This window comes from Legionella santicrucis (genome assembly GCF_001468135.1).
GTDB classification, from domain to species: Bacteria; Pseudomonadota; Gammaproteobacteria; order Legionellales; family Legionellaceae; genus Legionella; species Legionella santicrucis.
In genome coordinates, this window is the sequence record NZ_LNYU01000091.1 from 1 (window position 1) to 20,745 (window position 20,745).

Genomic DNA, 20,745 nt, shown 5'->3' on the forward strand with positions numbered 1-20,745 from the left:
CAACTTCTTCAATGTAGATTTTGGTATCAAATGTTCATTGATCTGTTGCATATAAGGAATTACTTTTTTTATGCGGGCAGTAAACTCCATTTCGTTAAGCGTTTTAGAAAATACATGTAACAATTCAACTGAACGTTGTTCTGTTCTCTTACTGTATCTAACCTGAAGTAACTCGCTCTTAATTTCCATTTTATTCACCTTAGTAAAAAATGAGTCTAATTTCAAAAGTTTTCTAACTCTTTAATGATTCATATTATGCTCATTATGGGCACCTATTATCCAACTCATTATTTTTATATATCATATCAAATATTCAAATAATTATTTATTTTCAATAAGTTATTTAAATAGTGGTACATCGTGAATTGCTAAAAATAAAAATGTTTTATACAAATATGCCAAAATACATGATTTATTTTCAAATTCTTAATCAAAATTTTATCGAATGAATCTTAAGAAAACTTGTCTAAGACACACGGATTTTGTATGGGGTATTCAAATTTTAAAATATCATGACTGTATTTGCCGGCATTGCCGAATTTCAACGAGATTTAATTCATGCACGTACTTCCACAGGGTATATAGCAGCGAAACAATGAGGGACTCGATTTAGACACAAAAAACAAAGTTGTTAGCAAAGCGATTATTGGAAGAAAATAAATCAGTTCAGAGAGATAGCCAAAACATTTAATGTCCAGAAAGCAACTACTTACCGTCTTTCTGAAGCTATAGGACGTAATGAAATTTAATTTGGCTGGGAACATAACGACTGAGTTATATCTTTTTCTTGGCTGCTGTTGGAGTTATGGGTAAACGCTCCTGCATTCTGTAACAGTAAATTAAGGAAAGGACGTTTTGCAATAGCTGATAAAATTGTGACTGTATAAGAAAGATTAGGGATTTTCTCTCGATAATTATCTGTTACATCATTAATGAATTCTTCGCATAACTCAGGATCTGGTATGTAAGGCAAATAACGTGCAAGAGATGTTATGATAAAACAACGCAATTCACTCTGATCTTTAAAAGTTATTTCTTCAGAACAAAGACGTACTTTACGGTCTATAAATCCAACTTGTCTTAATAACTCATCGTATTGTTCAACTGTAAAAGTTACACGGTTATTTTCTAACTTAGTAAATATCTTACTCCATTTTTCTGATTTTATAACTTCTTGAATTACTGATGATAGTGTTGAGCCCATTATTGGAAAAAGAATAATTAATTGGCCTTCTTTTTTTAGATACTGGTAAAGATTATTAGTAAAGTTTTTCTGTTGCTCCATAGGAATATGTGATACAGCCCATGAACATATCATAAAGTCTGCGGATTTTTTGCGAGACTCATTAAATGAGGTAAGATCTTCCAATAGAAAAGAGACATTATTCTGAAAATATTTTTCTTTAGCAAACTCAATCATATTCACTGCATTATCTAATCCTATAATGGTGCAATTAGGTAAATAACTTCCAAGAAAACCAGCCAAATTACCAGTACCACAACAAGCATCAATGATAGTTTCGTCTCCATGAATATGAGTCTCTTTCAAAAAATCTAAAATAACAGTCTTCGCAGTTGCAATTTGCGGAATAGACTGATCATATATTTCAGGAGAAATAGGATATTGCGGCACTTTGTATCCTTACGTAGAAAGATTTTTTAAATTTATTTGCTGAGAATATCAATATTTTCTCATTTTTCAAGCACATTATTTAATAATGTTATATTAACGGCCTTCCTTAAATCAGTTGGTTGTTTCATTACTCCGGAGCCCCTACTATAACCGAATTTCACGATTCCAAGATGATACCTCAGTAGTAAACTCATTAAGTGCGCTCACTTCTTTTGATGTCTTGAATAAACCAAATGCAGTGATGCCACCCGCAGTAGTACCAATCGTCATGCTTGATACAGTAACAGCTAACGCAGCATTATAACCTCCGATAAGCCCTGTTACAAAAGCCCCAGGCCCCATCCAACTTCCAAGGAAAAAGCTTATGCTAAAGCCAATAAATGCCGCAACAAGGGTTACCACTGCCGCTACAGCAAGCGAAGTTACTGCTTTCAGCACATTGGGATGATTTCCTTCCAAAATAGTTTTACAATTATTTGTAAAATGTTCAATCGCATCGGTCTTAGTTTGTGAAATAACAGCAAGTTCATCTCCTTTAGCTAATATTACTTTTGCTAATTTTTCTAATTCAACTTTTATTAATTGTTCTTTATTCTGTGGTAATTCCTTTAAGCTAACTAATAAATTCTGGACCGCTCTATTCCATAAGGATTCATTTAAGTCTTGGCAATATTTTGTAATCTCAGCATAAAGTTCATCTATTCCAATTCGCTCTTTTGCTGAGGTAATCATACAATTACTGAACAATTCATTTGAGGTGTTTTTTTTAAAAGTTTCAATATCAGCATAAGCAGAGTCTGATTTTGTCCCCACTAAAATAATAGGGGCATATGGGCAAAGATCACGAAACAATCGCACTTCTTCGTTAATTTGAGCTTTATCATTTTCCTTAGTTAAATCAATACAAAGCAAACCAATGACTGCGCCCATGTAGTATGATTGGTATAACTTTTTATAAATATCACTACCTGAGATATCCCAAAAATGGAGGACATTGTTCTCATCAATTTTTCGACTCAAAAATTCAATACCTACTGTTGGGAAGGTGTTTTCTTCATAGTTTTCTTTTAAGGCAACCCGATGGCTTAGTTGTGTTTTACCACTACCTTGTTTACCAAAAAGTACTATTTTAAATTTTGACATAATAATCCTCACAATTTAGGTTGCATTTTAAAATAAATAATGATCAAAACAGTCTTAAATAGGAAAAAATCAATAAAACTTCTTTAATTCTCATTTATATCTTAAATGTACGAGGAATAAAATAAGGGTATAGGTATGGGTAAAAGCACTGGGTTTAGCTACACTAGACCCAGCTTAAAGATAGAGCAAAAAATTTTCTAGAACATAAGAAAATACTAAAGGACGAAAAGTAAAATATAATAAGCCTACTTGCTTTATTTACAACAAATTTTATACTTAAACTTCCATCAAGTCTTTTTCTTTTTCAGCTAACAATGTATCAACTTCAAGTATATACTTATCAGTTAATTTTTGAATTGCCTCAACTGCACGACGTTCGTCATCTTCTGAAATAGATTTCTCTTTAACTAGGTCTTTTAATTGAGAATTCGCGTCCCGTCTAATATTACGAATAGAAACTTTACCTTGCTCTCCTTCGTTACGAACCACTTTAATCAATTCTTTTCTGCGTTCTTCTGTCAATGGGGGCATTGGAACACGAATTGCATTACCTGTGGTAGCAGGATTTAGACCTAAATCAGAAGTTAAAATAGCTTTTTCTATTGCTGAAACCATAGATTTTTCCCATGGAGTCACTAATATAGTTCGTGAATCACTCGCAGAAACATTAGCAACTTGACTCAACGGAGTTAAAGTTCCATAGTAATCAACTTGTACGTGGTCAAGCAATCCGACATTCGCCCTTCCCGTTCTAATTTTTGACATATCAATCTGCAAAACTTCAATGGTTTTTTTCATTCGCTTTTCAGAATCTTGCTTAATCTCATTAATCATGATTAGCTCCGACTATAGTTCCCACACGCTCTCCTAATACAATTCTTCTTAAAGCATTAGGTGCAGTCATATCAAAAACTTGCAAAGGCATGTCTTGATCTTGGCACAAACAAATAGCAGTAGAGTCCATTACTTCCAAACCTTGTGTTAATACTTCAATATAAGTCAAATAATCATATCGTTTAGCGTTTGGGTTTTTTAAAGGATCTTCTGAATAAACACCATCCACTTTAGTTGCTTTTAAAACTACATCAGCACCTATTTCGATAGCTCGTAAACAAGCTGCAGTATCTGTTGTAAAGAAAGGATTTCCAGTACCTGCTGCAAAAATAACAACATGGCCAGTACGCAAATGGGTGATTGCTTTACGTCTATGATAAGAATCAACTACCCCTAGCATAGGAATAGCAGACATAATTCGTGCAGGCATATCAATACGCTCTAAAGCGTCTCTCATTGCCAATGCATTCATTACAGTAGCCAACATTCCCATATGGTCACCAGTCACGCGACCAACACCTGCTTGAAAGAGGGCTTTACCACGAAATAAGTTACCACCACCTAATACCAGGCCTACTTCTACGCCCATTTTAATCAATTCTGAAACATCCCTAGCCAATGTATCTAAGACAGAGGGATCTATACCGAATTGTGACTTGCCCATAAGGGCTTCGCCACTGTACTTTAGTAAAATACGCTTATATTTTAATTTAGGGTGACTTTCATTCATCATGTGCGAACCTGAGCCATCACTTCTTCAACGAAGTTATCTTCTTTTTTCTCTATACCTTCACCAACTTCATAGCGAACAAAAGAAAGAACTTCTGTACTTTTCTCTTTTAAAAGTTGTCCCACTTTAATATCAGGATTTTTAACATAAGGTTGGCCTAGTAAGCTTACTTCATCAATAAATTTATTGATACGACCTTCAATCATTTTATCGATAATATCTTGAGGCTTTCCACTTTCTTTTGCTTGAGCTGTAAAAATTTCACGCTCATTTTCAATCGCTTCAGCAGATACTTGATCTCTACTTACTACAATTGGCTTACTTGCCGCAATATGCATTGCGATGTCTTTAGCAAGTTCTTCATTATTGCTTTTTAGAGCAGCCATAACTCCAATTCGTGAGCCATGCAAATAACAACCGATAACACCACTATCACAACTCATACGCTCCAAGCGTCGTAGTTTAATGTTTTCACCAATTTTTGCTACTAATTCTTGGCGTGCTTGTTCCACAGAAGCGCTGGAAGTAAAGGGAAGAGCAGATAATTCTTCGACAGTACTTACTGAACTATTTAATGCTACTTCTGCAACTGTATTAGCAAAGTTAGTAAAGTTTTCATCACGAGCAACAAAATCGGTCTCACTATTAATTTCTAACATTACTGCAGTACGTCCATCAGCAGAACGAGCAATAATCACAACACCCTCAGCTGCAACGCGATCCGCTTTTTTATCTGCCTTTGCCTGACCTGCTTTACGCATTTCAGTAATTGCTGCTTCAATATCACCATTGGTTGCTATTAGAAATTTTTTGCATTCCATCATGCCTGCACCAGTACGCGCACGTAATTCCATGACTAAACTTGCACTAATTGACATTTTTCATTTCTCCGTATAGCAAAAAGGGGGCGAATCAAGGGTTCATACCCCTAGCCCCCTAAATTTTAAATTTAATTATTCGCCTGCTTTTTTCGCATCACTAGCTTGTTCAACTACTTCAACAAATTCAGCATCCGATGAGCCTACACCTACAGTGTTACTGCCTTTGGCATCTAAAATCGCATCAGCAACACAACGAACATATATATCTACGGCGCGCATAGAGTCATCATTACCAGGAACAATATAATCGATGTTTTTAGGGCTATTATTAGTATCAACAATACCAATAACAGGAATTCTTAATCGATGAGCTTCCTCAACAGCAATATGCTCGAACCCGACATCAACAACAAAAAGAGCATCAGGTAAGCCACCCATGTTCTCAATACCGCCTAAACCACGCTCCAACTTTTCCAGTTCACGTGTCAACATTAATGCTTCTTTTTTAATCATGTCATTGAACAATCCTTTTTCTTTCATTTCTTTTAGCTCTTTTAAACGAAAGATGGACTGACGTACCGTTTTATAGTTAGTTAACATACCACCTAACCAACGATGATCAACATAAGGCATACCACAACGTTTCGCATGTTCACGAATACTTTCTTGGGCGGCTCTTTTTGTGCCTACAAAAAGAATTTTTGCTTTATTAGATGCTAAGCGCCCAACATAGTTCACTACATCGTTGAGCATCACCATGGTTTTTTCAAGATTGATAATATGTATCTTGTTTCGAGAACCAAAAATATACTCACCCATTTCAGGATTCCAAAACCGAGTTCTGTGTCCAAAATGAGCTCCTGCTTCGAGCAATTCACGCATGCTTATATTCATAATTTATCTCCAGGGTTATTCCTCCACGTCTCCCATATAAAACCCAACAAAAGGGACCCTATCATATGTGACGAAACGTGTGTGTATTTAAAGCGCGACATTTATAACATATTAGTGGAAGTTCATCAATTAAATTTACTTAAAAATCATTTTTTTTAGATTGTGCTAAGCTTTAATCAAGAGCCATTGATAATTTTATTCCTATCGACTCTTAGTTACTTATTGAACTCAAAATAAAGAATAAAAAATGTATCAATATAACCCAAGCTTACATGTTAAAATCTGGCTAAGTAATGATCCAAATGTATTTATGAATTTGGAAAACCAAATTCGTCTTCTTGAAATGCGAGAGAAAAATCCTCATGATACAGTTCACTTAGTCTATGACTCTACATTATTGACTCATTCATCAATTCAAGCCCTTCATGAGTTTGGCAAAGAAAACAATATTATTCTGATTGATGCACATATAATTGATGGTAAACTTGAGTTTGAAAGTGAAAAAAAATTATATGGTTTTTATAAAGAAGAAGTTTCCAATTTAAATTCAGGAGGAAATTTGGGGGTTGCTAGTGATATTTTAAGATGGCTTTCACCAATCTTTAGACTAGGGACCTATACAGATTTTGATGTTCCCATTGACACCACAAATATTCCTTCAAATATACCCATCCAAAGCCCCCTGTTACTCAATATTGGTAGTCTAAAAATAGGAAAGAAAGAGTTCATCCTTGCAAATAATGATTTTGTGGCAATCATTGATGAAGTCGCCGCTAAAAAAGAAATTGAACGGGTTCAAAATGGTCTTTTAGCAAGACTAGCCCAATATGATACAGATTTCATAGAAAAGACAGAAAAAGAGCTAATGACTGATAGTTTGATCAATCGTTATATTATTAAATTGATGAAAAATCGTTCTGAATCCCTTTATATCTCGAAATCTAAAGAACTTATTTCTCCGAATACTCCCAATTCTTCATTAAAAATCAGGGCTTATATTCATGAAATGATGACTAATAAAGTTGATTTTTTGAACTTTAAAAAAATATCCTCTAAAGAAACATCCCAGGATATTATCAACAGATTGAGAAAGGAACTTCACTCACAATTAAACTTAGTAAAATATCTTTTTTTTAGTAAAGAATATTCTTTAATTAAACATATCCTAGAAGCTAATGATGAAAAATTCTTAAGCTATTTAATGAAAAAAGAACATGATCTATATCTAAAATCCATTGTCATTTGTACTACCGGCCCAATACAAATAGCTAATTCATTATTCAATGAATATGTAGTGAATACTGATAAATTTAGAAAAGAGATTCAGCCTTTATCTTTTAATTATTATGGATTGCAAAATGCTTTTCGTTCTCAAAACTCAATTCCATTGCATGAAAATGTTTTGGGAATGTTAAAATTTCTTGGTGTTGAAGATGGTGAATTAAACGACTCATCATGGTTAAATACTGGGAAAGAATTACAGGCATCGCGAATAAAACAGCTTGCGGTGCGTCAGCAAGAACTTGCATTAAGCTTACCTTTATCTTTTTCTGCAGTAAAAAATAACTTGGAAACATCTCTCATTGACTCGTACCAAGTTGCAAGTAAAACCAGTCAAGAAAAAATAAAAACACTTAACCTTATATTAAACTGCTTTCAAGGCAATGAATTTGACATTCTTCAATTTCAAAAAATTTTACCTAACATTGATCTCTCAGGAAAAGATATATATACACAGCAATTAATTGAAGATTTAAAAAAACTTTCTCATGAAGCGATTATCTTTAGTCTCGCAAAAGGAAAAAAATTAAAATTAGCAACACATTCCAATCAACCCATTGAATCTTCATACAATTATATTCGCAATATGAAACAATATGTTCATGATCTCATAACCTGGCCAAAATAATACATCATAACTATGCATAAAAATATTTTATTTCAATAAGTTACATAAATGTATATGAATCATTCCGTTTTGTTCTAACGTAGTGAGAGGTTAGCCTCTTAGAAACACTACTTTTATTCGCCCTTTAGTCTATACTTCATAAAATCATAATAATGACTCATGTTTTAAACGTTTTTATGATGCTAACAAATGTTATACCGAGGAGCACACAACATTTTATATGGGGTCCAGTTTCTAAAATTAATTTATTTTGAACGAACGTTAAAATAAAAAAGTTAATTTAATCATTAAGGAATAAAAATAATGAATAGAAAATTTATCTGGTTATCAGCAATTACTTTGATAATAACTTTGGGACAGCCAAGTTTTGCCTGTTCTGATCCTAAACACTGCAATGCGCATCATCGCTCTGATAAACTTGCAAAAGAACTTGATCTTACCTCTGAGCAACAAGCAAAACTTCAAACTTATAAAGAGAAAGCCCAAGCTAACTTTAAAACCAACTATGCAAAACTTCGAACATTGCGCACTCAAATTAACTCTTTAATTCAATCTGATAAAATAGACGAAGCAAAACTGGATTCTTTAATAGAACAAGTTAGCCAAATAAGAGGCTCTATGTTAAAAAATAAGGTCATGATGCAACATCAGATGTTTACCATTCTAGACGCCAAACAAAAAGCGAAATTTCTTGAATTAAAGAAAAAATGGTATTTGGATCATAATATCTAATTTCAGAAACCTATTATTGAATATCACCACCCTCTGCAAAAGCAGAGGGTCAAAATAACTCACCAAACTAAGACATAATAACACTCATTCCTGAACGAATAGAAAAATGCTTAGTACTGTCATGGGAACATTCTTCGTAATATATCATCCTTATTAATAAAGTGGTGCTTTAAAGCAGCAGCTACATGCATACATATAGCAGCAATAAGCGCATATCCTAGCCATTGATGAATCCATTCAAATAATATCCTTTTATTTTCATCTGGAGCCACAAGATTTGGTAAAGTAAATAAGCCAAAAAATGATGCAGGTAGTCCGGCTGAGGAAGTAATTAACCAACCAGTGATAGGCATAGCAAACATAAAGCCATAAAATGCCCAGTGCATACTTCGTGCAGCAATTTTCTCAAGCCAAGGTAAATCAAGCTCTGGCATTTCATTATTCATACGCCAAATAATTCTAAAAATTGCTAAGAAAAGTACTAATAAACCATATTCTTTATGCCAACCATAAAATTTTAATTTTTCAGGGTTCCATGGCAACGGTACCATATACAAACCTAATGCTAGTAACCCAATTATGAGTAATGCAATAGTCCAATGAAGTAATATAGTAACTATACCAAATCGTGTTGCGCTGTTTTTTATTTGCATATACTTACCCTGCTTTTTTATCAAGATAAGCTTCTGCACCGATTTTGATATTTACTGTATCGCTTAAGGCAGGCAAGAAGGCATTGATACCAAAATCTGAGCGTTTTATCGAGGTAGTCGCCGTAAATCCAACAGACATTTTATTACTGATAGGGTTCATTCCTTCTTTATTTAAAGTTACTTGCAATACAACGGGTTTGCTCACACCACGCAAAGTTAACGTACCGTCTACGGTTGCAGTATCTTTACCTGTTGGAGTCACTTTATTGCTCACAAAAGTTGCAGTAGGAAACTTTTTTGTATCGAAAAACAATTGGCTTTTTAAATGCTCATCAAGTTCTGGTATACCTGTAATCATATCTGTTACATCAATTTTGACATCGACTTTACTCTGACTTGGGTTATCTTGATCAAGAGTGAGCTTACCTGTTGCGTACCACTTTCCATATTGAGTTGAAAAACCGAGATGATCAATGCTCCATAACACATAGGTATGTTTATTATCTAAGGTAAACGTTTCTGGTGCTGCATTAGCTTGAAAAGAACTAATAGAGAATAACATAAATAGTGATAAGTACTTCGCTAGCTGTTTCATACTAAAATTCCTTTTAATGATAATTAATATTCGTTTAGTAACTTAAATTTTTATATCATTTATATTAAATTTCTCACTATTGAATTTATTTTTTTACTGTAAGGCTACCACCCACAATGCGATCACACATCCCTTTAGGTAACAAAATAAATGCATCTTTTTGACCATCCTTAGTAGCCGAAGAAGCACATGAAGCAGTCGCAGTAGCACAATCATTCATCCCTTTTTTGGCAATTCCATAGCACTTCTCAGTTGAGGTAGTGTCGCTACTATCAGCAGCACTACTTCCAGTTGCAACAAGAACAAAAAAAGCAGTCATTACTGATTGGATGATTTTTTCCTTTGTCATCATGATTTATCCTTAGTAGTTTGAATTCTTCTTAACATACAATAGAGAAATTAAATCAACAAGTAGATTTAAGATTATTTTAAAATTCATCGTGGTTAAGATAATAATAGTAAAGATTTTAATAAAAATTAGTGAAATATTTTATTATTTATTTTTATCCAACCCAGGCCAAAAATGAACCTGCAATAGACTGCTTTCAAAAGGGACTGTTGCTAATAGAGGGGAGTTAAGCTTATGAACTAGAGTATTGATATTTTCGGATAATGCTTGCATATCGGGATCAATACAATTCGCAATCCATCCGATACATTCAATCTTATGCGCATTTAAAGCAGCTTCAGTAAGTAAGGCATGATTAATACAACCTAATTTCATTCCCACAACAAAAACAACAGGAATTTTAGTAATTTTTAACCAATCAATCCACGTTTCATTGTCATTTAAGGGAACCATTAATCCACCAGCACCTTCGATAAATAATTGTTCAGTACCTTCCAAATCTAAATTAAGACAATAATCGGCTATTTCAGTTACAGATAAACACACTCCTTCATTTTCAGCTGCAATATGCGGTGATACAGGCAATTTAAATCGCCAAGGATTAATAAGCTCTAAAGGAAACTTGTTGTTTTTTTGCAATAATTGGGCATCATGACTAATTAATTGATTTTCAATTTCTACGCATCCACTTGCAATTGGTTTTATTGCGACTGCATTTAAAAAATAATCAACTAAACGTGCTGTTACATATGTTTTACCGCAATCTGTATCAGTGCCTGTAATAAAATAACGTCTCATTTAATAAACCCTCTAATCTCATTTACGAATAAATCCATATGAGATAAAAAAGGCATGTGTGCAGCCCGGTTAAAAAGCATGTAGTTGAATTTTGGATACTCCATTTGCATAAAACGCATGGTTTTAACCGGAACAATAGGATCAAGTCGGCCGAACATAAAATATGCAGGTTTAGCAAATTGTTTTAATTCTTTGCGAAAGTCCCAAGTCTCTAAAATGTTAAGGCCAAATCGCAATCCCTCTAAAGATGGGAGTTTATCAGGTAAGTATTGTAATTTTGCATGTGTGGCTAATCCATGAAGCTCGAGGAACTCACTTAGTGTCGTATAGGGATCATCTGTTATCTTTTTATAAAACCCTTGAAAAACAGCTTGAGAAATACCTGGCCATGAATCATCGAGCAAAAATCGTGGCGATGACGTAACACTGATAAAAAAATCTACTCTTTCAGATTCTTCTAGTGCTAAATGCATCGCATACAGTCCTCCCATAGACCAACCGACTAAAGCAAATTTTTCCGGTAATTGATTCAGTAAAACCGTTTTAAAAAATTGCCAATCCATAATTGGGCTATGTCCAAAGCCAGGTAAGTCGACAAGTATTAATTGATAATATGGCATGAGTTTTGGAACCAATGCCAACCAAACCTGGCTATCAAATCCCCATCCATGAAAAAAAACAAGAGGAAATCCATTGCCATACTTATGGATGTTTATATTCATAAATTCTACTTAGTTTATCGAAAAATTCATAAATCTGTTCTGGAGTATGGTCATAATTTAAAATAACTCGTAATCCAGATTCTTTAGTGCTGACTGTTGGTTTCCTTATCGCACAACAACTTATACCTTGCTTTTTAAGTTCATTTGCATAATGTAATGCTAAATGTGGGCATCCTAATTGCAATCTTTGAATCGGGCTTGTTGAGTCCCCCCAATTTAGTGGTGACTGTTTAATAAGACTTCGAAATAAAGCAATTAATTGCATTAATTTTGCTCTTCTATCTTCAGCAAGAACGATAATTTCTAAAGATTTAAGTAAACCGTAACTTAAAGCCGGGCTAACAGCGGTTGAATAAATAATCGAACGCCCTGCTTGCAATAAAGCATAGATCCAATCAGCTCTTCCAGCAACAATGGCTCCTTGAGCCGCAAATGCTTTGCCTAATGGAATCATTCTCAATGGAACTTCCTTTTGAGTTAATCCATGAGAAACGACAGCACCTTTGCCCTGATGACCTAAAATACCAAAGGAATGAGCCTCATCGACTACGAGCATACTTTGACTATCACTACAAAGAGAAGAAAGATCGGCCAAAGGAGCTAACTGGCCACTCATACTAAAAATCCCTTCAGTAAGTACAATACTTCCAGAAAAATTTCTCGTACATTTACGTCTTAAATCATCTAAATTATTATGAAAATAACGTTTGTAGTTTACTTGTGACAAGGTTAATCCATCATAAATTGAAGCATGGATTTCCTTATCAATGAAGCAATGTGCTTTTAGCTGCCCTAATAAAGCCGTAACAGCAAGATTTGCAGCATACCCAGAAGAAAATAATAGGCAATCATCCACGGCTAAAAGATTAGCAAATGCTTCTTCGATCGCGCGATGAGCTGTATGGTAACCATTAAGTAACATGGAACCCCCACTACCGCTTGGATATAAGGCATATCCACGTTGGTATGCTTCAGAAACTCGTTTGTCTTTTGTTAATGACAAATAATCATTGCTGTCAAAATGTATTAATGATGAGCTCTTCGAAAGAACTCGTGTTCTTAATAAACCTTGAGCAGCTAACTGATTTGTATAATCTCTAATTTTATTGCTTAGAAGCATTTATACCATCTCAGTAAGACCCAGTTTACTAAAAAGAACTTTATCTTTAGACCGCTGAGGATTATCTTCTGTTAATAATTTATCACCAATAAATACTGAATTTGCACCTGCAAAATAACAAAGTGCCTGCAACTCATCATTCATTTCAGTTCGTCCAGCAGTCAATCGGATAACACTTTTTGGCATTAATATTCGGGCAGTAGCAATGGTACGAACCAACTCAATACCCTCAACCTGCTTTGAGTGAGCAAGGGGCGTTCCCTCTACAGGAATTAGGCGATTGATTGGTACACTTTCCGGCGGCGTTTCCATATTTGCAAGAGTTAATAAAAACTCTATCCGGTCTTCTCGTGTTTCACCTAAACCCAAAATACCACCACAACAAACGCCAATTCCTGCTGTACGAACGTGATTTAACGTTTCCAAGCGATCACTAAATTTACGTGTAGTAACTACTTTTTCATAATACGAAGGTGAGGTATCAATGTTGTGGTTATAAAAATCTAAACCGGCTTCTTTTAAGCTGAATGCTTGTTCTGCGGTTAACATACCCAAAGTCATGCAAGTCTCTAATCCTAAGCTTTTTACGCCTTTAATCATCTCCTGCAAATCATTCATAGCCTTATCAGGAGGACAACGCCAGGCAGCTCCCATACAAAAACGTTTCGCTCCTCCGTCTTTAGCCTCTTGCGCGCATTTTAATACCTCTGCGACCGACATTAATTTTTCTTTTTCAACATGAGTTTTATGATGTCCACTTTGAGAACAATAACCACAATCCTCGGGACAAGCACCAGTTTTAATACTCAATAAAGTAGCGAATTGTAATGAATTGGGTTGATGATGCTCTCTATGTAGCATATGAGCATGATGCAACAAATCATTAAATGGTTGCTCATAAATCGCCGTAATTTCAGAAATAGACCAGTGCTTCTTAGTTTGAGTCACAATTATACCCCTCTGATATTCTCATTTTATTTATGAAGTGAACATGATAAAGTTCGTCTCAAGCTTGTCAACCAAAATTTTTTAAATGGTCAACACTCAACAATTAATTACTCGAGATTTAAAACACGTCTGGCATCCTTGTGCGCAAATGAAAGATTTTGAAATTTGCCCTCCCCTGATTATTGAAAAAGCAAAAGGATGTTATCTATATACCGATAAGGGAGCATTAATCGATGCTATTTCAAGTTGGTGGTGTAAATCTTTAGGGCATGCTCATCCCAAAGTAATTGCATCAATAACTGCTCAGCTTAATCGGTTTGAACATGTTATTGCTGCAAATACCACACATCCTTTATTGGTTGAATTAGCAGAAGAACTAGCCAATATTACTCAAAAACAACATATTTTCTTTGCAAGTGATGGAGCTAGTGCCGTTGAGATCGCCATGAAATTAGCCATTCATGCCAATCAAATCAAAGGCTTTACTAACAAAAATGAATTTATCGCATTAAAAAATGGCTATCATGGAGAAACATTAGGAACGATGAGCATTAGTGACCTAGGACTCTATAAAGCACCTTATACATCATTTAATCTAAAATGTCATTTTCTGGACAATATACCCTATGTTACAGGGAAAACAGATCCCTTATGGAATAATTGCGAAGCGTATTGGCCTTCTATAGAAAAACAATTAGAAACAATCGGTGATAATGTCTGTGCGCTTATTGTTGAACCAATAGTCCAAGGCGCAGGTGGAATGTTATGCTATAGCCAAGATTTCCTAAAAAAAATAGCTCTATGGGCTAAAAGTAAAAACATTTATCTTATTACTGATGAAATAATGACCGGAATAGGTCGAACTGGTGAATGGCTTGCTGCCAATCATGCTGAAATCGAAGCAGATATTATTTGCTTATCTAAAGGATTGACATCAGGCTCCATCCCTCTAAGTTGTATTATGATCGACCACTCCATTTTTGAACTTTTTTATGCAGATTATTCAAGTGGTAAATCATTTTTACACTCTCATACATACAGTGGTAATCCACTCGCTTTAAGTGCTGCGTTAGCAACAATTAAAACAATGCACGAGGAAAAAACAATCGCCAATGTTCAAAAATTAGGCGAATATATGCTGACTACTTTAACTGAAGTTGCCCAGCTTTCTGGTAAATTAAGAAATATTCGTGGAATTGGTGCTATTGTCGCAGCGGATCTTGAGGATTCAACACATCGTAGAGTAGGAAATAAAATTTATCAGCACGCATTAAATCATGGCGCATTGATAAGACCAATAGGAAATACACTTTATTGGCTTCCTCCATTAAATACAAGTCACGAAATAATTGGGAAATTAGCAGAAATAACACTAAAATCTATAGAGGGAGCATATGCGATACCTTAAACATGCGAGAATCACTCAAAAGTTTGTTATTTTTTATCTATAGACGATTTAAATTGCTGTGGATAGCATTGACTATTTTTTCTTTTTTATTTTTTTCTTACATTAATTGGTACAATAATGCCATCCAATCGTCGATCTTAGCTTCAAAAGTAGCTAATAGATTAACGAATGAAATCAATAAATTTATTAATAGTATATTTAGCGATATAAGTAAGTTACTCTTGGATCAAAAAAAACACACAATAAGTAAAGAGAATATTACTGCTTCATTACAGCATATCAATATAAATCATCCTCGAGTTTCTGGAATAGCGATTTTAGATCCAACCCATCAAATTATATATTCTACATTGCCTCACAATAAAAGTTTTCTATTAAATATTAACCCAAATCATGTCTTTATTGGTCCAATAACTTCACCTTGGTTTATTCACCCCATATATGTTGTACAAAGAAAAATTGATCATTATCAAGCTGAAGTCATTATTATGTCGCCCATACTTGAAAATATATTAAACTCTCCGGAATATAGCAGCTATTCAATTGCTTTACATGATGAAAATCGTAATAAAAACATTATAACAATGGGAAAAACAGAAAAACTCTCATGGTTCAATAATAAGCTTCTTGAAATAAGATCCCTCTTATTTCTCCAAGAAGTAGTTTCTACAAAATTAAATAGCATTGATGGCATCTCACTTACTGTTATTGAAAATAGACAAAATATAATTAATAATTTTTGGTATAAGGAAATTTTACTTGCTATTGATAGCTTGGTGCTTTCAATTTTCTTATATTTTGTAATCAAAAAAATGCTTAACAAATATTATTCTTTACATGGAGCCATCAAGAAAGCAATTAAAAAGGAACAATTTTATCCAGTTTATCAACCCTTATTTGACGCAAAACAAAATATTTATTCTGGAGCAGAGGTTCTTTTAAGATGGAAATACTATCAAGATACAATCATAATGCCCGATCTTTTTATTCAAGAGGCGGAAGATACAGGTTTAATTATTCCGATAACATTACAAATTGTTGAAACTGCATTTAATGAAACTAAAGAACTTCTCCATAGTTTCTCTTCATTTCATTTAGCATTTAATCTATGCGCCTATCATTTCACTGATTCGCTTTTTTTTGAGCAATTTTATAAATTAGTTGATCAACATTCTATTTCGCCAAAACAAATATTATTAGAAATTACAGAACGTTATTTACTTGATGTAAATGATAAATCTTTTATCAAAAGAATGTTAGAGCTCCGGGAAGCAGGCTATTCTCTAGCTATAGATGATTATGGGACAGGACATTCAAGCATTAGCTATTTGCAATATTATCCTTTTAATTTTTTAAAAATTGATAAAATATTTATTCAAGCTATAGGTACAAAAGCAATTACAGAAACTTTAAATGATGCCATTATCCATTTAGCAAAAAAAATAAATTTAACTATTATTGCAGAGGGTGTAGAAACGAAGGAGCAAGTTAATTACTTATTGGAAAATGAAGTGTATTTCTTACAGGGATGGCATTTTTCGAAAGCGCTTTCAATTGACCAATTAACTAACTTATTAAAAGGAGAAAAAAAATGAATCGGTATATAACTTACTGTTTTCTAATTCTTTGGGGTATATCCATTTCATGTTTTGCGGCACCCGTAGATCTAAACGGTAATTATTGGCAATGTACAACCCATGATGCGACAAATACCTTTTGGACCTCAAAAAATATTTATCAAAAAATCGCACTGAACTTTTCTTACGCCCAATGCAAAAAAAATAGCCGATTACCAGCTACATGTCGAACAAGCAAAGCCAACTGCGAAAATTTTGTAGCCGGAGTTAATGTAATGCCTATGTGGGAATGTACTGCATTTGATAAAGAGTCGTTTGCTTGGACAAGCAACCGTTATCCACATCGTGAAGATGCTGCTTTAGCTGCTCAAGCTTATTGCAAACAAAAAAGTCCTATACCAGAAACATGTTACATTAATTTAATAACATGTATGAACAAACAGGCGCTTTAATAAATGGTTTATTGTGTTGGGCTAACAGGTGATATAGCGAGTGGTAAAACCACTGTTGCCACCCTTTTCTCTCAGTTGGGTATAGAAGTGATCTCTGCTGACAAAATATCACGAGAACTTACTCAAAAAGATCAATACATCTATAAAAAAATTGTCGCACATTATGGAACTAAAATTCTAAACTCAGATAAAGACCTAAATCGCAGCCAATTAAGAGAAATTATTTTTTCAAACCCCAAAGAACGAGAGTGGCTCGAACATCTTTTGCATCCACTTATTCGTCAAGAAATTAAAGAAAAAGTAGCCTCTTGTACTACACCTTATTGCATTGTAGAGATACCTTTGCTTATTACAAAGCATAATTATCCCTACATCAATAGAGTATTACTCATAACCACACCAACAGAAACTCAAATATCACGGGTAATGCAACGAGATAAATGCAGTAAGGAACACGCACATGCTATTTTATCAGCTCAACCTAATAGGAACCTTCGCTTAAAAAATGCTGATGATGTGGTAGTTAATGACTTGGGAATTGAAGATCTGACCACAACGGTAAATAATTTACATCGGCAGTATCTTCAATTGTCAAAGGCCATCTGAATCATAGAGTAACTTTTAAAGATTCATCGTCAACAAGCTCTGGTTTAGATTCGCTGTTGCGTAAATTTTGAAGCATTGCTCTGGTATTTTGATAAAAGTCTTTTGGTGTTTCACCTTTTCGGTTCATGCACATATGCTCTTTTTTATCAGCTGATTCATTAATTATATTCTGTACATTAGTTAATGCAGTATCCCATGTTTGCTTAAGATCTTGAGCATTTTTAATTTCCTTTAGAATTTTATTCATTTCTTTAGGTATCGTATTGTGATGTCCGTTAGTGCTAGAAACTTTTACTGCGCTGAAAAAATTACTATTCCATTTGGTATGTATAATATCTTTTTGGATGTCCTTTAAAATCTCTTTTGCGATTGTTTCTTGTGATAATACCTGAATTTGATGTATTTGAAGATTTTGATTGTTAGAAAATACATCTAGTAATTGCTTTTCAAATTCATCTTTTACTTCTTGACTCTCATTAGACTTTTTTAAACTATTTAAAACTTTTTCTGCAGGTATAGTACGCAAGAGCGTTTCATAAAGGTATGCATTGTCTTCGGCTGAATTAGTTTCAGCTCTTCTCGGCGCATGGACGAATTTATAGTGCGCAGCCTCAGCAGGTTCCTTATATCCTGCATTATCATCAATCAAAATAATACTATCGGGTGCTATGTTGAATTTTTTTCCATATAGCTCTAATATCGAATTTTTTGATTCTCCCGTGTTGTGCTCCCGAAGTTGTTTGCCTATCTCTCGAGCAATATCCTCTCCAAGATAAGACCTCTTCGAACCCAGAAAATGATTAAGAGCCTGATACATAGTAGTTACATAGTTACCATAAAACGGATCATTATCTTCCATTTGAATTCGCTGTGAACCAATAACTGGCAGGATATTGTTTTGATATAAAATATCCAATGTTAATTTTAAAAAATTCTTATTGGGTACACAAAAATCTTTTGGATCATCGCCCAAATCTAATTCCGGACTTCGATTATGCCCAGGAAAAATATTCGGTGTGGTGCCTGCTGAATTTATAGGTCCGTCAACATCGAACACAACAATTTTGGTGGGATTTTTCATATTTTTTCTCCTATGACGTAGACTTTATTTTAATCAAAAAAGACATTTTAAATCCAATTTGATAATTTCATTTGTCATATAAGATTTATAAATAATTCATTGATTTCAAGATGTTGATGTTAGACTCACTCACTAACACCTTGAATATGTAGAGCACTTTGATTTCAAATTGACTTATAGGATTAATTTAGAATTACTCATCAACGACATTTTCTCCCGAAAAGTCTTTTATGAGAAATGATGATGTATCATCGCGATTATCTTTTGATTTGCTTCAGGGAAATTTTTGGGATTCAACTCCTGAAGGCTAACCCATTTCATTCCTAACTGATTTTCCCTACACGAAGGTTCACCAGAAAAATGCGTTACTAGAAAAACGATTAATGTTACCGTCTTATCTGAATACTGATGGCTTACTTCACCTAATAACTGATATTGACGTACATCAAGATCAACTTCTTCTTTGACTTCTCTAATCAGTGCAAACTCAGAAGTCTCATTTTCTTCTAGTTTACCTCCTGGAAACTCCCAACATCCTCCATGGGGAACATGAGTGGGACGTTGGGTTATCAAAAAACGCTGTTGATTATCAATAATAACTGCTACTGCGACCGCTATTTTCACACTAAACTTCCATGACACGCTTTAAATTTCTTACCAGAACCACAAGGACAAGGATCATTTCGTCCAATTTTTTTCTCCTGGCGCTTATAAGTTTGAGCTTTATCATTTTCTTCATCAGCATCGCTAAAGTCACTGTGTTGTAAGCTCATTTTACTTACTTGTTCTGCACGTCGTTGCTCTTCAACGGCATTGACATCTGCAGCAGTCTGAACCTCCACAGAAGAAATGAGTCGAATTACATCATACTTTAAATTATCAAGCATCGTAGAAAATAAAGTAAATGCCTCTTTTTTATACTCTTGTTTTGGATCTTTTTGCGCATAACCACGCAAATGGATACCTTGGCGTAATTGATCCATTGCAGCAAGATGTTCACGCCATTGATTGTCTAGGGTTTGCAAAATAACAGATTTTTCAAACTGAGATATTGTCTCTCTTCCTGCCTGGCTCACTTTTTCATTATAATGTTTTGCTGCTAAATCAAGAATTTTTTCTTTAATTTGTTCAGGTTGGATATGATGATCTTCCTCAATCCATTCAAGTACAGGAATTTTAAGTTTAAATTCATCCGCTAAAACATCACTTAAAGCCTTAGGCTCCCATTGATCTTCTAAACTTTGTGGAGGAATATATGTGTCAACGAGATTGGAGATCACTTCTTCTCTCATCATATTTACTGTCTCTTCTGTATCCATCATTTCCATGATTGAAGCACGCTGGGTATAAATGACTTGTCGTTGATCATTAGCCACATTGTCATAATCTAAAAGCTGTTTTCTTACATCAAAATGATGCCCTTCCAGTTTACGTTGTGCATTCTCAATTGCCTTTGTTACTAAACTATGCTCAATAGGTTCTCCAGGCTGCATTCCTAATCGCCGCATCATTGAGGCAACACGTTCAGAAGCAAATATTCGCATTAAATTATCTTCAAGTGACAAGTAAAAACGGCTGCTTCCCACGTCGCCTTGACGGCCCGAGCGCCCTCTAAGCTGGTTATCAATTCGGCGCGACTCATGACGTTCTGATCCAATGATCCTTAATCCACCTGCCGCAATAACCTCATCATGACGCTGTTTCCATAATTTCTTCACCGCCTCTTTTTCTTCTTCAGTG

Annotated in this window: 22 protein-coding genes and 1 pseudogene; 6 read left to right on the forward strand and 17 right to left on the reverse strand. The window is 34.4% G+C overall.

Annotated features, from left to right (window positions below):
• The 7 genes and pseudogenes from Lsan_RS17660 to rpsB form a co-directional block, all read right to left on the reverse strand.
• A pseudogene (locus Lsan_RS17660) lies at nt 1-189 on the reverse strand (ankyrin repeat domain-containing protein); the annotation flags it as partial.
• Between the two features lie 556 nt (nt 190-745).
• Nucleotides 746-1,633 (reverse strand): class I SAM-dependent methyltransferase, encoded by an 888-nt coding sequence (locus Lsan_RS17665; protein WP_058515442.1) that lies wholly within the window; start codon nt 1,631-1,633, stop codon nt 746-748.
• A gap of 144 nt (nt 1,634-1,777) precedes the next feature.
• On the reverse strand, nt 1,778-2,776 hold the full coding sequence (locus tag Lsan_RS17670; RefSeq protein WP_058515443.1) for a Rab family GTPase: 999 nt from the start codon (nt 2,774-2,776) through the stop codon (nt 1,778-1,780).
• Between the two features lie 276 nt (nt 2,777-3,052).
• The gene (frr, locus tag Lsan_RS17675; RefSeq protein WP_058515444.1) at nt 3,053-3,610 is read right to left on the reverse strand and encodes a ribosome recycling factor; all 558 of its coding nucleotides are present in this window, start codon (nt 3,608-3,610) and stop codon (nt 3,053-3,055) included.
• On the reverse strand, nt 3,603-4,343 hold the full coding sequence (gene pyrH, locus Lsan_RS17680; RefSeq protein WP_058515445.1) for a UMP kinase: 741 nt from the start codon (nt 4,341-4,343) through the stop codon (nt 3,603-3,605). Before pyrH ends, frr begins: the two co-directional genes overlap by 8 nt.
• Nucleotides 4,340-5,218, reverse strand: coding sequence for a translation elongation factor Ts (gene tsf, locus Lsan_RS17685; protein ID WP_058515446.1), 879 nt, complete (start codon nt 5,216-5,218; stop codon nt 4,340-4,342). The genes pyrH and tsf overlap by 4 nt, the downstream gene beginning before the upstream one ends.
• A 75-nt stretch (nt 5,219-5,293) precedes the next feature.
• On the reverse strand, nt 5,294-6,058 hold the full coding sequence (gene rpsB, locus Lsan_RS17690; RefSeq protein WP_133134268.1) for a 30S ribosomal protein S2: 765 nt from the start codon (nt 6,056-6,058) through the stop codon (nt 5,294-5,296).
• A 244-nt stretch (nt 6,059-6,302) separates the two neighbouring features.
• On the opposite strand from rpsB, the gene Lsan_RS17695 reads away from it, so the two are divergent.
• Both Lsan_RS17695 and Lsan_RS17700 read left to right on the forward strand, forming a co-directional pair.
• The gene (locus Lsan_RS17695; RefSeq protein ID WP_058515448.1) at nt 6,303-7,964 is read left to right on the forward strand and encodes a glycosyltransferase family 88 protein; all 1,662 of its coding nucleotides are present in this window, start codon (nt 6,303-6,305) and stop codon (nt 7,962-7,964) included.
• Between the two features lie 303 nt (nt 7,965-8,267).
• Nucleotides 8,268-8,696 carry a Spy/CpxP family protein refolding chaperone gene (locus tag Lsan_RS17700; RefSeq protein WP_058515449.1) on the forward strand — a complete coding sequence of 143 codons (429 nt, stop codon included), beginning with the start codon at nt 8,268-8,270 and terminating at the stop codon, nt 8,694-8,696.
• 119 nt (nt 8,697-8,815) lie between these two features.
• Here Lsan_RS17700 and Lsan_RS17705 read toward each other — a convergent pair whose 3' ends face one another.
• The 7 genes from Lsan_RS17705 to bioB form a co-directional block, all read right to left on the reverse strand.
• Complete coding sequence (locus tag Lsan_RS17705) at nt 8,816-9,349, reverse strand: cytochrome b (RefSeq protein ID WP_058515450.1); 534 nt, start codon at nt 9,347-9,349, stop codon at nt 8,816-8,818.
• A gap of 4 nt (nt 9,350-9,353) precedes the next feature.
• The gene (locus Lsan_RS17710; RefSeq protein WP_058515451.1) at nt 9,354-9,944 is read right to left on the reverse strand and encodes a YceI family protein; all 591 of its coding nucleotides are present in this window, start codon (nt 9,942-9,944) and stop codon (nt 9,354-9,356) included.
• A gap of 85 nt (nt 9,945-10,029) precedes the next feature.
• Nucleotides 10,030-10,296 (reverse strand): BufA1 family periplasmic bufferin-type metallophore, encoded by a 267-nt coding sequence (locus Lsan_RS17715; RefSeq protein ID WP_058515452.1) that lies wholly within the window; start codon nt 10,294-10,296, stop codon nt 10,030-10,032.
• 141 nt (nt 10,297-10,437) lie between these two features.
• Entirely contained in the window at nt 10,438-11,091 is a 654-nt protein-coding gene (bioD, locus tag Lsan_RS17720) for a dethiobiotin synthase (RefSeq protein WP_058515453.1), read from the reverse strand.
• Nucleotides 11,088-11,813, reverse strand: a complete 726-nt coding sequence (locus tag Lsan_RS17725; protein WP_058515454.1) for an alpha/beta fold hydrolase — start codon at nt 11,811-11,813, stop codon at nt 11,088-11,090. Before Lsan_RS17725 ends, bioD begins: the two co-directional genes overlap by 4 nt.
• Nucleotides 11,794-12,933 (reverse strand): aminotransferase class I/II-fold pyridoxal phosphate-dependent enzyme, encoded by a 1,140-nt coding sequence (locus Lsan_RS17730; protein WP_058515455.1) that lies wholly within the window; start codon nt 12,931-12,933, stop codon nt 11,794-11,796. The genes Lsan_RS17725 and Lsan_RS17730 overlap by 20 nt, the downstream gene beginning before the upstream one ends.
• A complete protein-coding gene (bioB, locus tag Lsan_RS17735) occupies nt 12,934-13,881 on the reverse strand; it encodes a biotin synthase BioB (protein WP_058515456.1) in 948 nt (315 codons plus the stop codon).
• Between the two features lie 85 nt (nt 13,882-13,966).
• Between bioB and bioA the strand changes: the two genes are divergently transcribed.
• From bioA to coaE, 4 genes are all read left to right on the forward strand, one after another.
• Nucleotides 13,967-15,289, forward strand: coding sequence for an adenosylmethionine--8-amino-7-oxononanoate transaminase (bioA, locus tag Lsan_RS17740; RefSeq protein ID WP_058515457.1), 1,323 nt, complete (start codon nt 13,967-13,969; stop codon nt 15,287-15,289).
• Between the two features lie 68 nt (nt 15,290-15,357).
• Nucleotides 15,358-16,884 (forward strand): EAL domain-containing protein, encoded by a 1,527-nt coding sequence (locus Lsan_RS17745; protein WP_237762200.1) that lies wholly within the window; start codon nt 15,358-15,360, stop codon nt 16,882-16,884.
• Entirely contained in the window at nt 16,881-17,318 is a 438-nt protein-coding gene (locus Lsan_RS17750) for a hypothetical protein (protein ID WP_058515459.1), read from the forward strand. The genes Lsan_RS17745 and Lsan_RS17750 overlap by 4 nt, the downstream gene beginning before the upstream one ends.
• Before the next feature lie 3 nt (nt 17,319-17,321).
• Nucleotides 17,322-17,924: a dephospho-CoA kinase gene (coaE, locus tag Lsan_RS17755; RefSeq protein WP_058515460.1), complete on the forward strand. Its 603-nt coding sequence runs from the start codon at nt 17,322-17,324 to the stop codon at nt 17,922-17,924.
• A 1-nt stretch (nt 17,925) separates the two neighbouring features.
• On the opposite strand, the gene Lsan_RS17760 is transcribed toward coaE, so the two are convergent.
• From Lsan_RS17760 to Lsan_RS23220, 3 genes are all read right to left on the reverse strand, one after another.
• Complete coding sequence (locus Lsan_RS17760) at nt 17,926-19,005, reverse strand: hypothetical protein (RefSeq protein WP_058515461.1); 1,080 nt, start codon at nt 19,003-19,005, stop codon at nt 17,926-17,928.
• Nucleotides 19,006-19,233: 228 nt separating this feature from the next.
• Nucleotides 19,234-19,629, reverse strand: coding sequence for an 8-oxo-dGTP diphosphatase MutT (gene mutT, locus Lsan_RS17765; protein WP_058515462.1), 396 nt, complete (start codon nt 19,627-19,629; stop codon nt 19,234-19,236).
• A partial coding sequence (locus tag Lsan_RS23220) for a preprotein translocase subunit SecA (RefSeq protein ID WP_237762201.1) occupies nt 19,626-20,745 on the reverse strand: 1,120 nt, incomplete at its 5' end. The genes mutT and Lsan_RS23220, both read right to left, overlap by 4 nt.

Coding starts and splice junctions, on each gene's coding strand:
- Lsan_RS17670 (WP_058515443.1), bottom strand. CDS start 2,776: ATGTCAAAATTTAAAATAGTACTTTTTGGTAAACAAGGTAGTGGTAAA.
- frr (WP_058515444.1), bottom strand. CDS start 3,610: ATGATTAATGAGATTAAGCAAGATTCTGAAAAGCGAATGAAAAAAACC.
- pyrH (WP_058515445.1), bottom strand. CDS start 4,343: ATGATGAATGAAAGTCACCCTAAATTAAAATATAAGCGTATTTTACTA.
- tsf (WP_058515446.1), bottom strand. CDS start 5,218: ATGTCAATTAGTGCAAGTTTAGTCATGGAATTACGTGCGCGTACTGGT.
- Lsan_RS17695 (WP_058515448.1), top strand. CDS start 6,303: ATGTATCAATATAACCCAAGCTTACATGTTAAAATCTGGCTAAGTAAT.
- Lsan_RS17700 (WP_058515449.1), top strand. CDS start 8,268: ATGAATAGAAAATTTATCTGGTTATCAGCAATTACTTTGATAATAACT.
- Lsan_RS17705 (WP_058515450.1), bottom strand. CDS start 9,349: ATGCAAATAAAAAACAGCGCAACACGATTTGGTATAGTTACTATATTA.
- Lsan_RS17710 (WP_058515451.1), bottom strand. CDS start 9,944: ATGAAACAGCTAGCGAAGTACTTATCACTATTTATGTTATTCTCTATT.
- Lsan_RS17715 (WP_058515452.1), bottom strand. CDS start 10,296: ATGATGACAAAGGAAAAAATCATCCAATCAGTAATGACTGCTTTTTTT.
- bioD (WP_058515453.1), bottom strand. CDS start 11,091: ATGAGACGTTATTTTATTACAGGCACTGATACAGATTGCGGTAAAACA.
- Lsan_RS17725 (WP_058515454.1), bottom strand. CDS start 11,813: ATGAATATAAACATCCATAAGTATGGCAATGGATTTCCTCTTGTTTTT.
- Lsan_RS17730 (WP_058515455.1), bottom strand. CDS start 12,933: ATGCTTCTAAGCAATAAAATTAGAGATTATACAAATCAGTTAGCTGCT.
- bioA (WP_058515457.1), top strand. CDS start 13,967: ATGGTCAACACTCAACAATTAATTACTCGAGATTTAAAACACGTCTGG.
- Lsan_RS17750 (WP_058515459.1), top strand. CDS start 16,881: ATGAATCGGTATATAACTTACTGTTTTCTAATTCTTTGGGGTATATCC.
- coaE (WP_058515460.1), top strand. CDS start 17,322: ATGGTTTATTGTGTTGGGCTAACAGGTGATATAGCGAGTGGTAAAACC.
- Lsan_RS17760 (WP_058515461.1), bottom strand. CDS start 19,005: ATGAAAAATCCCACCAAAATTGTTGTGTTCGATGTTGACGGACCTATA.